A 12,923-nucleotide genomic window follows, 5' to 3' on the forward strand; every position below is an offset into this window, starting at 1 on the left:
GTAATACAGTGCTGATGCTTTATCGAAAAAGTAGCGATAAGTTATTGATACAGGAGCATATTCAATCTGTAGTTAATGTGGATTCTAGCTTGCAGCCACAGGATCGCCGACTCAAACAGCTGACTTATCACAGTGCCAAGGGCCTGCAAGCAGACGCGGTATTCCTGCTCGGGGATTGCCAGCACGTCACCAGCTCGCCTTACAAAAACCAGGTTTACCGCATGGCGGGCCTGGGCAAGGACGGCGACAGCGAGCCCTACGACAGCGCGCAGAAAGACGAAGTGCTGCGCCTGGCGTATGTCGGGATTACCCGGGCGGTGAGCCATTGCTATTGGTATGTGGAGAAGCCGGAAGGCCAGGGCGTGAACGTGCCAAGGGCTTCGGAGCGGGTTGATGGGCGCAAGGCGTTTTTTGATGACCGACGCAGCTAGCAGCTAAACACAGTACCCAATGTGTGGGCGGGCTTGCCCGCGATAGCAGTAGATCAGTTGGCAACTTTGCAAACTGACACTCCGCCATCGCGGGCAAGCCCGCTCCCATATTGGTTAAGATTTACCTGTTAAATCGGGTTCACGCCCGCAACGACAGCGGCGGCACAAAACACTCCAGCTCATCCTCCACCGCTTCGATGATGCGCTCCACATCGGCCGCATTCATCACCGTGGCGCAAGGAATGCCGGCAATCGCGATCAACGTCTCGCCACTGGCCCGGTCGAACAGGCGCGCAACCATACTGCCGGGGGCGTCCATACTCCCCTCGAAGCCCATCGGATGAAAATGCCAGCGCATCAGCTGGCAGGCGTTGGGAAATGTCACTTTGTTCATGTTGCCCACCTTGTTCATTGAGCGCTTCCTTTAGCTCGCGGCAGGGGGCCATGACCTTCACTGGTCGTGGCATCAAGACCTTCAAAATAGCATTCGTTCGCAAGCGCGCGGTGACTTTTTAGGGGCCGTTCGGCAGTTCTTTAGCGATCATATGACGTGGATCATTTCTTACTCAAAACCAGGCAAAAGGCCATTAGTCAGAAGTTCCAATTGACCATTGAATGCCGCCGGCAAATTCGGCAATCTCCCAGGCATTCCCGCCGCAGAGCCTTCCATGCAGCCCGTCTTGAGTGAAGAGTACGAACAAACCCAAGCCACCGGCGATCTGGTGTTGCGCCATCACCTGTGCTGGCGCCATCGCGACCTGGATGGCGTGATGTCCTACTACCACCCCGACATTCAGTACCACGACTTTTTCCAAAACCGCGTGGTGGGTCAGGCCGAGTTGCGCGAGTACCTGCAAGCCAGCATGCCGCGTGGCGCCGACGAGGCGATTGAGCACATCGACCGTATTCGCGCCGACGGCGATACCGCGTTTATCCAGTACCGCATTACGCTGCGCGGCGGCCAGGGCCTGGTGTCATTTCGCACCAGTGAGGCGATTACCGTGCGCGATGGGTTGATCTGGCGCGTCAACGAGTACGCCTCCCTGGTGCATGAGCAGCCGACCCAAACCCTGCGCCCGACAGTCAGCCGCCTGGGCCTGTCGCCCCAACAATTGGGGCATATGGCCAAAGATCTGCAGCAGTACTTCGAACTCAAGCAACCCTATCTCGACCCGGAGCTGGACCTGCAACGTGTGGCCAATGAGTGTGGCTACAGCCGCAACCAGATTTCCTACCTGCTTAACCAGGTGCTGGGGCAGAGCTTCTACCGTTACGTCAACCAGGCCCGGCTCCAACACCTGCTGGCTGCGCTGGACAAGGCTGTGCCGCCGATAAAGGTCGATGACCTGGCCTTTGCCGCCGGTTTTAATTCGCTGTCGGCGTTCTACAGCGCGTTCCGCCAGCACACCGGGCAATCGCCCAAGGCCTACGTCAAACAAATTTCTCTGCGTGCACGCGCGCAAGACAGCCCATAACGCCGCGCTCTAGGATCCAGCCTATCGAAATGAGGTTGGGGAGCTTGGCATTCCGGCATGGCGCGGCCGTCCCTTGCGCACGACCTGGACGTCAATGTGGCGATTATCGGCGCCGGCTACACCGGGTTGTGGACCGCCTACTACCTCAAGCGCCAGGCTCCGGAGCTGAAGATTGCGATTATCGAAGCGCAGACAGCAGGCTTCGGTGCGTCTGGCCGCAATGGCGGCTGGCTGATGGGCAACCTCTTGGGCGAAGACCGCCTGCTGGCCGGCCTGTCAGCGCAACAACGGCGCGCCTCGTTTGACCTGTTGCATGGCATCCCCGACGAGGTCGCCCGGGTGCTGTCCCGTGAAGGCATCGACTGCGACTACCGCAAAGGCGGCGTGCTGTACTGCGCGGCGCGTTACCCGGAGCAGGAAGGCAGCCTGCGCCGTTACCTGGACACGCTCCACGCCCAGGGCCTTACCGAAGCGGACTACCGCTGGCTGAGCCCGCAACAGCTGGCCGAGCAAATCCGCATCGCCAAGCCGTATGGCGGTATCTATGCGCCCCATGTCGCAACCATCAACCCCGCCAAACTGGTACGCGGCCTGGCGCGGGTGGTGGAGAGCATGGGCGTGACGATCTATGAGAACAGCCCGGTCACCCATTGGCAGTCCGGCAGCGTGCGCACGGCCAATGCCAGCGTGCGCGCCGCGTGGGTAGTGCCGGCGGTTGAGGGTTACGCCACCACATTGCCGCCGCTGGGGCGCTATCAGTTACCGGTGCAAAGCCTGATTGTCGCCACTGAGTCGTTGCCGGCCAGCACCTGGGATGAAATTGGCTTGAGCCGAGGCCAGGCCTTTGGCGAAAGCAGCCGCCAGGTCACCTACGGCCAGCGTTCGGCGGATGACCGCCTGATATTCGGCGCCCGGGGCGGCTATCAGTTCGCCGGCAAGCTGCGCCATAACTTCGACCTGACCACCGACGAAGTGGAGCTGCGCCGCTACCTGTTCAGCGAACTCTTCCCACAGCTCAAACACGTCAGGATTACCCACTCCTGGGGCGGCAACCTCGGCATGTCGCGTAACTTCCGGCCGCACATGCTCTGCGATCACACCACCGGCATCGCGCTGTCCGGTGGTTATGGCGGGGAGGGCGTAGGTGCCACCAACCTCGGAGGCCGCACCCTGGCCGATATGATTCTGGGCCTCGATACGCCGCTGACCACCCAGCCCTGGGTGATTCGCGAGCGTGGCCTGGACGCGCTCAAGGCCTGGGAGCCCGAACCCTGCCGCTGGCTGGGTTACAACGCGATCATTCGCAGTTTTGTCCATGAAGACCAGGTGCTGGCCAACCCCAACAGCGCGCCGTGGCGGCGCAAATTGGCGACCGGCGTGGCCGGGTTCATGGAAGGTTTCATGCATTAGGCCGTTTCACTCACACGGGAAAACCCATGAGCATCACTCACTTCAAAGACGCGCTGAACGCCCACCTGCCGGACTCGTCACCGGTGGCCGTGCCCTTGGGCGAGCCGATCGCCGTAGCCTCGACCTTAAGCGTTGAGCGCAACGATGGCGTCGAAACCGGCATTTGGGAATGCACCCCAGGCCGCTGGCGTCGGCAGATCAAATCCCAGGAGTTTTGCCACTTTATCCAGGGCCGCTGCACCTTCACCCCCGACAACGGTGAAGTCGTTCACCTACACGCCGGCGATGCACTGATGTTGCCGGCCAACAGCACCGGTATCTGGGACATCCACGAGACCGTGCGCAAGACCTACGTGTTGATTCTGTAACGCTTTGATCCTTGATCGCCTGCCATAAAAACAGCCCTAAAACCGCCAGGAAATCGAACCATGAAAGCCATTGCCCTGTTGCCCTTAATGTTGGTGGCCTCTATCAGTCAGGCCGCCGAGACGGTGAAGATCTACAACTGGTCGGACTACATCGCGCCGGACACCACCAAGAACTTCCAGAAAGAAACCGGCATCGGTTTTACCTACGACGTATACGACAGCAACGAAACCCTCGACGGCAAGTTGATGACCGGCAAATCCGGCTATGACGTGGTGTTTCCGTCCAACCACTTCATGGCTCGGCAGATCCAGGGCGGCGCCCTTAAAAAACTCGACAAGAGCCAGCTGCCCAACTGGAAAAACCTCAACCCGGTGCTGCTCAAGGCTCTGCAAAACAACGACCCGGGCAACGAGCATGGTTTCCCGTACCTGTGGGGCAGCACCGGCATCGGCTACAACATCGACAAGGTCAAGGCGGTGCTCGGCGACAACGCGCCGGTGGATTCCTGGGACTTGATCTTCAAACCCGAGAACATGGCCAAGCTGCAAAAATGTGGCGTGGCGATTCTCGACAACGGCCCGGAACTGCTGCCGGCGGCGCTTAATTACCTGGGCCTGCCGCCCCACAGCAAGAAGGCCGAGGACTACAAAAAGGCTGAAGGCCTGTTGATGAAAGTGCGTCCGTATGTGGCCTACTTCCATTCCTCGAAGTACACCGCCGACCTGGCCAATGGCGACATCTGCGTGGCTGTCGGCTTCTCCGGCGACATCCTGCAGGCCGAGAGCCGCGCCAAGGAAGCCAGGAACGGTGTGAATATCGGCTACAACATTCCCAAGGAAGGCGCCGCGATCTGGTTCGACATGGTCGCCATGCCCGCCGATGCCCCGAACGAAAAAGCCGGTTACGCGTTCATGAACTACCTGCTGCGCCCGGAGGTGATGGCCAGCATCACCAACTACGTGCACTACGCCAACGGCAACGCGGCGGCTGACAGCCTGGTAGACCCTGCAATCAAGGCCGACACCAAGGTGTACCCAAGCCCGGAAATGATGGGCAAGTTGTTTGCCCTGGAAGCAATGCCGCTGAACATCGACCGGATTCGCACGCGGGTGTGGAACACCATTCGTACCGGACGCTAGGGGTTACACCGAGCCCCTGTGGGAGCTGGCTTGCCTGCGATTGCGACCTGTCCGTCGGCTAGTGGGTGACTGACACACCGCTATCGCGGGCAAGCCCGCTCCCACATTTTGACTGTGCAATGCCGGTTTTCAGGGGTTTTCCAGATCATGCCCCAACGACTGGATAAACAACGAAAACAGCTCCGGCTGCGACGAAATATCCAGCTTTGCGTACAGGTGCCGCCGATGCACCTTGACCGTGTCCGGCGAGATTTTCAAACGCTCGGCCATGGCCTTGGATGAGAACCCACGCAGCACCAGGCGCGCCACTTCCAGCTCGCGCTCCGACAGTACACCGCTGCCAAAATGGCTCAGCGCATCGCGAATCTGCGTGTCCATCGCCGGCGCACGCTGGGTGCTTTGCTGCCAGTGCTGCTGCATCAACGGCAGCACCCAGGCCGCCAGTGTGGTCATCAACCCGGTCTCTTCAAAGTTGAAGCGTCGCTGCATGCCCAGCGACAAAGACAGCGTGCCTGTACCCGGTAACTGCAGAATGAATTGCACCTCGTCTTCCAACACGTTGTCGTGGAAGTAGTTGAGGAAGTATTCACTCTGGCGAAAATGGTCCGGTGCCACTTCCTCCAGGCGATACACGCCGCTGGCATAACCTTCGCGGTAAGCCTGGTAAAACGGGTCGATCAGGTACAGGCCATTGAGGTACACCAGCATCGAGGCCGGTTTACTGCTGGGCTGGGCGTCGTATTCTTCCAGGGCCACGGGCGGGCCATCGAGGGGGTAAAAAATCGCCAGGGCGTTATCGAACGGCAGGCATTGGTGCAGCAACAGCACCAACTGCTTCCAGAAGTGCTCGGTGCCCAGGTGTGCGACGGTGCGGCCCAGGCCTGCGTGCATGCCGACCTCTCTGAACAGGCTCATAAACACGGCTCCAGCCCTCAATAGATCAGCCAAGGGTTCGGCTTTTGCCGAGTATCGTCAAGGGGAGTACGCCAATAGGGGAATTGGCCCGCATAAACACAGCGTTTACTTTGCCGTCATCCAGCGAGAAACATATCTCGCAACCGCCCGACTTTTTTCGTTTCTGCCTCCTACCAAAAATAACGACAGAGGATAACGATATGAGTGCTTCCCCCGCGCCAGACGGCGTGCTCAAGCCAACGCTGAGTGTTTTCGATGTGGTGGCCATCACGGTTTCGGCGGTCACGCCGGCCAGCTCCGTATTCGTGATTGCGCCGTTTGCCATCCAGCAGGCGGGCAGTGGTGTGTTCATGGCGTTTGTGATGGCGGCCTTGCTCGCGCTGATGTTCGCCTTCTGTTACGCCGAACTCGGTCGCGCCCATAACAGCGCCGGTGGTGAATATGTGTATGCCAAGCGAGTGTTTGGCGGCATGGCCGGTTATGCGACGTTTCTGACTGTGCTGGTGATGCTGTTGTTTATCCCGCCGGTCTTGGCCACAGGGGCCGCGACGTACCTGAATAACGCCCTGGGCACAAAATTCGACTCGCAAACCGTCGCCCTGGTGATCGTGGTGTGCAGCTACGCCCTGGGCATCCTCAATATCAAGCTCAATGCCTGGATTACCGGCACCTGCCTGCTGTTGGAAGTGGCGGCGTTGCTGGTGATCGTGTTTATCGGCTTTGGTAATCCCGTGCAGCCCGCCAGCGTGCTGTTCCAGCCGCAGATCGTCGAAAACGGCGTGCTGCACCTGGCGCCCTGGGCCCTGGTAATTGGCGCCGTCGGCATCGGCCTGTTCTCGTTCAATGGGTATGGTCCTGCGGTATTGCTGGCCGAAGACATGAAGTGCGGTGGCAAAGGCGTGCACAAAGCGGTGCTGTGGTCGCTGGGGTTGGTGGTGGTGATCGAGCTGGTGCCGATCACGGCACTGCTGATCGGCGCGCCGTCGCTGAGCGCGATGATCAGCAGCCCTGACCCGATTGGCTATCTGCTGACCAGCCACGGCAATGAAACCCTGTCACGCCTGGTCAGTGCCGGGATCTTCCTGTCGGTGTTCAACGCGATTGTCGCCATCGTCATCCAGATTGGTCGAGTGGTGTTCAGCAGCGGCCGCGATGCGCTGTGGACGCCGCGCATCAACGCGCTGTTCACGCGTATTCACCCGCGCTGGGATTCCCCATGGCTGGCGACGCTGTTCCTGGCGGTGCCTTCGGCGCTGTTGAGTTTCAGCTCGAACCTGGCGGACCTGACGTCCTTCAGTGTATTGCTGATCATCCTGGTGTACCTGGTGGTGGCGTTGAGCGCGCTGATGAGCCGGGTGCTGCTGCGTGATCGCGAGCACCCTTATCGCATGCCGTTATGGCCGCTGCCGGCAGTGCTGGCGGTACTGGGCGCCGGTTACCTGCTGGTGACCCTGATCGCCGCGGCGTCGGTGCGCGACATCATGATCATCATCGGCTTGCTGGCCTTGTCGGTGATTTTGTATTGCATCACTGGCCGGACGAGTCCGGCGTTTCAGAAATTGTAAGGAGTGGGTATGCGAGCACGTCAACTGGGCATTACGTTGGGGCTGGGCACGCCCGGCAAATTGAATGCCATCACCGATGTTCCCGGTGTCCGGGTGGGGCACGCCACGCTCAAGACCAGCATCGACGGCAAGCAGGTGCGCACCGGCGTCAGCGTGATCCAGCCGCGCGTCGGGGAGGCGCGACAGCAACCGTGTTTCGCCGGCTACCACGTGCTCAACGGCAATGGCGACGCCACCGGCCTTGAGTGGATCAGCGAAGCGGGGCTGCTGACCACACCCATCGCTATCACCAACACCCACAGCATCGGGATTGTACGTGACAGCCTGATCGCCCTGGAGCGCGAGCGCCTGGCGGACCCGGCGGTGTACTGGTGCATGCCGGTGGTGATGGAAACCTACGACGGCCTGCTCAACGATATCTGGGGCCAACACGTCAAGCCTGAACATGTGCGCCAGGCGCTGGACGCGGCCGAGGGCGGCCCGGTGCAAGAGGGCGCCGTCGGCGGCGGCACCGGTATGATCTGCCATGAGTTCAAGGGCGGCATCGGCACGGCATCCCGGCGTGTGCCAGAGGAGCAGGGCGGTTGGACCGTCGGCGTGCTGGTGCAGGCCAACCATGGCAAGCGCCAGGAGCTGCGCGTGGATGGCTACCCGGTCGGGCGCCAGTTGATGGACATTCCATCACCCTTCGCCGAGCGCGGCACGCCGGGCATGGGTTCGATCGTGGTGATCATCGCCACCGACGCGCCGTTGCTGCCCCATCAATGCCAGCGCCTGGCGCAACGCGCCTCCATCGGTATCGCGCGCACCGGCGGCGGCACCGAGGATTCCAGTGGCGACCTGTTCCTGGCCTTCGCCACCGGCAATCACGGCCTGCCACCGGCAGATTACGGGCGCAAGGACCTGGCACTCAGCAGCGTATTGCGCATGGTCAACAACGACCATATTTCGCCCTTGTTCAGTGCCGCCGCAGAGGCGGTGGAGGAGGCGATTATCAACGCGATCCTCGCGGGCGAGGACATGACGACGGAAGACGGCATCACGGTGCCCGGACTTGCCGACGAAGTATTAATCGGCGCGTTAAACAAGTGCGGCTGGAGTCTGTCCCGGTAATGGGGGGCACGCACTTTAATAGTGCGAGTGGTGGCTCTTTAATATTGAACTATGACACCGTGTCAATATATTGGATCCATTATTAAAGAGGGCCGCTCAGCAAGAGCGGCTTTACCGCTATTTAATATTTAAATAACAGTCGGCGGCGATTTGCGGCGCTAGCGCAATTACCCCCAGCAAACGCTGTGTGCGACTTCCTTAAGTTGAATCTACGTCACATTTTTGTTGCGGAAATATTTGTAGACGAAAGATTTCAAGTTGTGTCAGTTTCGATACGCCTTCAAAAGAGGCGAGTGATAGGACGATCCTCGCCCGCGAGGTTCCTATCGAACAAAGACTGATGCACTTGCAAACAAGGAAGTACGTTTATGTCAAAAGTAAAAGACAAAGCTATTGTATCTGCCGCGCAAGCCAGCACTGCTTACTCGCAAATCGATAGCTTCAGCCATCTGTATGACCGTGGCGGTAACCTCACGGTCAATGGAAAGCCCTCGTTCACAGTGGACCAGGCCGCCGACCACCTGTTGCGCGAGAATGCTGCGTATCGGGACATTGATGGCAACGGCAAGATCGACCTCACCTACACCTTCCTGACCTCGGCTTCCTCGGCCACCATGAACAAACATGGCATCTCCGGGTTCAGCCAGTTCAACACCCAGCAGAAAGCACAGGCCGCATTGGCCATGCAATCCTGGGCGGATGTGGCCAACGTCACCTTCACCGAGAAATCCTCGGGCGGTGACTTCCACATGACCTTTGGCAACTACAGCAGCGGCCAGGATGGCGCAGCGGCCTTCGCTTACCTGCCTGGCACCAATGCCAAGTACAACGAGAGCGGGCTGGACGGTACTTCCTGGTACCTGACCAACAACAGTTACACACCGAACAAGACCCCGGACCTGAACAACTACGGCCGGCAGACCCTGACCCACGAAATCGGGCACACCCTGGGCCTCGATCACCCTGGCGACTACAACGCCGGGACCGGCAACCCTTCGTACAAAGACGCGGACTATGGACAGGACACGCGTGGCTACAGCGTCATGAGTTACTGGAGCGAGAGCAACACCAACCAGAACTTCAGTAAAGGCGGGGTCGAAGCCTATTCGTCCGGCCCGCTGATCGACGACATTGCCGCGATCCAGAAGCTCTACGGCGCCAACTACGCCACCCGCGCCGGCGACACCACCTACGGTTTCAACTCCAACACCGGGCGTGACTTCCTCAGCGCCACGTCCAATGCCGACAAGCTGGTGTTCTCGGTATGGGACGGTGGCGGCAACGACACCCTGGACTTCTCCGGTTTCACCCAAAACCAGAAGATCAACCTCAATGAGGCCTCGTTCTCCGACGTTGGCGGCCTGGTGGGCAACGTGTCCATCGCCAAGGGCGTTACCATCGAGAACGCGTTCGGCGGTTCGGGCAATGACCTGATCATCGGCAACAACGCCGCCAACATCATCAAAGGCGGTGCCGGCAACGACATCATCTACGGCGGTGGCGGTGCGGACCAACTGTGGGGTGGCGCCGGCAATGACACCTTCGTGTACGGTGCCAGTTCCGACTCCAAGCCGGGTGCGGCGGACAAGATCTTTGACTTCACCTCCGGTTCGGACAAGATCGACCTGTCCGGGATCACCAAAGGTGCAGGCTTGAGCTTCGTCAATGCATTCACCGGGCATGCCGGCGATGCTGTACTGAGCTATGCCTCGGGTACCAACCTGGGCACCTTGGCGGTGGACTTCTCCGGGCACGGCGTGGCGGATTTCCTCGTCACCACCGTCGGCCAGGCAGTCACCAGCGACATCGTAGCCTGATGTAAAGCGCGCGGCGCCCCGGCGCCGCGCTCTCAGGATGGAGCAGCAGATGCCGCGTTTTTCCCATTTGATCGCCTGTGCTTCACAGGTGTTGTTCGTTTCGGCAGGAGCCCACGTCATGGCGAGCAGTCTGGTTTTACCCACCACCGCGCAATTGGCCGGCCATTGGCAATTGCAGCAACAGGACCAGGTGTGTGCACTCGACCTGTTGGATGAGCCCAACGCCGTGGCCGGTGATGTCGCCTGCGCCGAGCTATGGCTGAGGGAAAAGCCCCTGACTTGGTCGCCGACCCCGGACGGTATCTGGCTGTTTAATGCAGAGGGCAGCGGGATTATTCATTTGAATCGCGAGAAAGACGGTGAATACAAAGGGCGCACGCCTTCAATACCGGAAGTTGTGCTGCAACGAACACCTTAATTAAAAAGTTATAAGCTTATAACAAGAGTTTAATAGTTGGCCGCCCACTTCAGGGCACGGGCAACTATTGCGCGTCATTGGCTTCGGGGAAGAACAGACACTATGGCGAAGTCCAATGTGGTTGCGCCCTTATTCAGGGCGCTGGGTGAATACAAGGGTATTTTGATCAGCATCGGCTGCTTTACCGCCTTGATTAACCTGTTGATGCTGGTGCCGTCGATTTACATGCTGCAAGTGTACGACCGTGTGTTGTCCTCCCAGAATGAAACCACCCTGGTGATGTTGACGCTGATGGTCGTGGGTTTCTTTGTCTTCATCGGCACGCTGGAAGTACTGCGCAGTTTTGTCGTGATTCGCATCGGCAGCCAGTTGGAGCGGCGCTTCAACTTGCGCGTGTACAAAGCCGCGTTTGAACGCAACCTGCAACGCGGGCAGGGGCATGCCGGGCAATCGCTGGGCGATTTGACCGTGATCCGCCAATTCATCACCGGGCCTGCGTTGTTCGCGTTCTTCGATGCGCCGTGGTTTCCCATCTACCTGTTTGTGATTTTCCTGTTCAACGTGTGGCTGGGCGTGTTGGCCACGGCGGGCGCTGTGTTGTTGATCGCGCTGGCGTGCCTGAATGAATACCTGACCAAAAAACCACTGGGCGAGGCGGGTGTTTTTTCCCAACAATCAACCCAGCTGGCTACCAGCCACTTGCACAACGCCGAGACCATCCAGGCCATGGGCATGCTCGGTGCGTTGCGTAAACGCTGGTTCGCGGTGCATTCGCAGTTCCTCGGGTTTCAGAACCGGGCCAGCGACACCGGCTCGGTGATTACCTCGCTGAGCAAATCCCTGCGCCTGTGCCTGCAATCCTTGGTGCTGGGCCTGGGCGCCTTCCTGGTGATCAAAGGCGAGATGACCGCCGGGATGATGATCGCCGGGTCCATCCTGATGGGCCGTGTACTCAGCCCTATCGACCAATTGATTGCGGTGTGGAAGCAGTGGAGTTCGGCCAAGCTGGCTTACCAACGCCTTGACGATCTGCTGCGTGAATTCCCACCCGAAGCCGAGCAAATGGCGTTGCCGGCGCCCAAGGGCCAGGTGAGTTTCGAACACGTCAGCGCCGGCCCGCCGGGGCGGCGTGTGGCGACCTTGCAACAGGTCAGTTTCAACCTCGGCGCCGGTGAAGTGCTGGGCGTGCTCGGTGCTTCGGGTTCGGGCAAATCGACACTGGCCCGTGTGCTGGTTGGCGTGTGGCCAACCCTGGCCGGCACCGTGCGCCTGGACGGCGCGGATATCCATCGCTGGAACCGCGACGACCTCGGCCCGCATATCGGCTACTTGCCCCAGGACATCGAACTGTTCAGCGGCAGCATCGCCGACAACATTGCGCGCTTTTGTGAAGCCGACCCGGAGCTGGTGGTGAAAGCCGCGCAACAGGCCGGTGTGCATGAGTTGATCCTGCGTCTGCCGCAAGGCTACGACACCGTGTTGGGCGACAACGGTGGCGGCCTCTCCGGCGGCCAGAAGCAGCGGGTGGCCCTGGCGCGTGCGCTGTATGGCGCGCCGCGTTTGATCGTGCTGGATGAACCCAACTCCAACCTCGACACCGTGGGCGAGGCCGCCCTGGCCAGCGCCATCGTGCAGATGAAAGCCCAGGGCAGCAGCGTGGTGCTGGTCACCCATCGCTCCTCGGCGTTGGCCCAGGCCGACAAGTTGCTGGTGCTCAGCGAAGGTCAATTGCAGGCCTTCGGCCCCAGCCAGGAAGTGCTGCGCGCGTTGTCGGGCCAGCAACAGCAGGAAGCGCCACGGGAAAAGGCCGGTGTGAGCCTTAGCCGTCAGTACCAGACCGGAAGGAATCCAGGCGCATGAGCAGCCTTACTGTAGAGCCCCGCTTTAAAGAACGTGATGCCGGTTTTTTCGTAAAGATGGGCTGGTGGTTGACGATTGTCGGCGCCGGTGGTTTTTTCCTTTGGGCCAGCCTCGCGCCCTTGGACCAGGGCATCCCGGTGCAAGGCACGGTGGTGGTCTCGGGCAAGCGCAAGGCCGTGCAAACCTTCAGCCCTGGGGTGGTCAGCCGGATCCTGGTGAAGGAGGGCGAGTTGGTCAAACAGGGCCAGCCGCTGTTTCGCCTCGACCAGACCCAGAACCAGGCCGACGTGCAGTCGCTGCAAGCCCAGTACCGCATGGCCTGGGCCAGCGTGGCACGCTGGCAGAGCGAGCGTGACAACCAAGCGGCGATTACCTTTCCCGCTGAGCTGAGCGCCAACCCCGACCAGGCCC

The 12,923-nt window shown here is 60.1% G+C and carries 12 protein-coding genes and 1 pseudogene; 11 read left to right on the forward strand and 2 right to left on the reverse strand.

Annotation, left to right across the window (positions count from 1 at the left end; all coding sequences use genetic code 11):
* Positions 1-431, forward strand: a 431-nt coding sequence (locus FEM54_RS10810; RefSeq protein WP_276614459.1) for a 3'-5' exonuclease, incomplete at its 5' end; no start/stop codon positions are given.
* Between the two features lie 139 nt (positions 432-570).
* Here the strand turns inward: FEM54_RS10810 and FEM54_RS10815 are convergent.
* Entirely contained in the window at positions 571-843 is a 273-nt protein-coding gene (locus FEM54_RS10815) for a DUF1652 domain-containing protein (RefSeq protein ID WP_026013572.1), read from the reverse strand.
* A gap of 256 nt (positions 844-1,099) precedes the next feature.
* On the opposite strand from FEM54_RS10815, the gene FEM54_RS10820 reads away from it, so the two are divergent.
* The 4 genes from FEM54_RS10820 to FEM54_RS10835 are packed head-to-tail and all read left to right on the forward strand — an operon-like array spanning position 1,100 to position 4,824.
* Positions 1,100-1,906: a helix-turn-helix transcriptional regulator gene (locus FEM54_RS10820; RefSeq protein WP_017135582.1), complete on the forward strand. Its 807-nt coding sequence runs from the start codon at positions 1,100-1,102 to the stop codon at positions 1,904-1,906.
* A gap of 57 nt (positions 1,907-1,963) precedes the next feature.
* Entirely contained in the window at positions 1,964-3,316 is a 1,353-nt protein-coding gene (locus tag FEM54_RS10825) for an NAD(P)/FAD-dependent oxidoreductase (RefSeq protein ID WP_138450823.1), read from the forward strand.
* Positions 3,317-3,342: 26 nt separating this feature from the next.
* A complete protein-coding gene (locus FEM54_RS10830) occupies positions 3,343-3,684 on the forward strand; it encodes a cupin domain-containing protein (protein ID WP_017135584.1) in 342 nt (113 codons plus the stop codon).
* Positions 3,685-3,744: 60 nt separating this feature from the next.
* A complete protein-coding gene (locus tag FEM54_RS10835; protein WP_138450826.1) occupies positions 3,745-4,824 on the forward strand; it encodes a polyamine ABC transporter substrate-binding protein in 1,080 nt (359 codons plus the stop codon).
* Positions 4,825-4,953: 129 nt separating this feature from the next.
* On the opposite strand, the gene FEM54_RS10840 is transcribed toward FEM54_RS10835, so the two are convergent.
* The gene (locus FEM54_RS10840; protein WP_099549791.1) at positions 4,954-5,739 is read right to left on the reverse strand and encodes a helix-turn-helix transcriptional regulator; all 786 of its coding nucleotides are present in this window, start codon (positions 5,737-5,739) and stop codon (positions 4,954-4,956) included.
* 200 nt (positions 5,740-5,939) lie between these two features.
* Between FEM54_RS10840 and FEM54_RS10845 the strand changes: the two genes are divergently transcribed.
* The 6 genes and pseudogenes from FEM54_RS10845 to FEM54_RS10870 form a co-directional block, all read left to right on the forward strand.
* Complete coding sequence (locus FEM54_RS10845) at positions 5,940-7,304, forward strand: APC family permease (RefSeq protein WP_017135587.1); 1,365 nt, start codon at positions 5,940-5,942, stop codon at positions 7,302-7,304.
* Positions 7,305-7,313: 9 nt separating this feature from the next.
* On the forward strand, positions 7,314-8,417 hold the full coding sequence (locus FEM54_RS10850) for a DmpA family aminopeptidase (protein ID WP_017135588.1): 1,104 nt from the start codon (positions 7,314-7,316) through the stop codon (positions 8,415-8,417).
* A 368-nt stretch (positions 8,418-8,785) separates the two neighbouring features.
* A complete protein-coding gene (locus tag FEM54_RS10855; RefSeq protein ID WP_138450828.1) occupies positions 8,786-10,234 on the forward strand; it encodes a serralysin family metalloprotease in 1,449 nt (482 codons plus the stop codon).
* Positions 10,235-10,283: 49 nt separating this feature from the next.
* The gene (locus FEM54_RS10860) at positions 10,284-10,652 is read left to right on the forward strand and encodes a protease inhibitor Inh/omp19 family protein (RefSeq protein WP_026013573.1); all 369 of its coding nucleotides are present in this window, start codon (positions 10,284-10,286) and stop codon (positions 10,650-10,652) included.
* Between the two features lie 102 nt (positions 10,653-10,754).
* Positions 10,755-12,512, forward strand: a complete 1,758-nt coding sequence (locus FEM54_RS10865) for a type I secretion system permease/ATPase (protein WP_138450830.1) — start codon at positions 10,755-10,757, stop codon at positions 12,510-12,512.
* Positions 12,509-12,923 (forward strand): annotated as a pseudogene (locus tag FEM54_RS10870) (hemolysin D); the annotation flags it as partial. The gene FEM54_RS10865 and the pseudogene FEM54_RS10870, both read left to right, overlap by 4 nt.

The organism is Pseudomonas edaphica, assembly GCF_005863185.1.
In the GTDB taxonomy this organism is placed as follows: Bacteria; Pseudomonadota; Gammaproteobacteria; order Pseudomonadales; family Pseudomonadaceae; genus Aquipseudomonas; species Aquipseudomonas edaphica.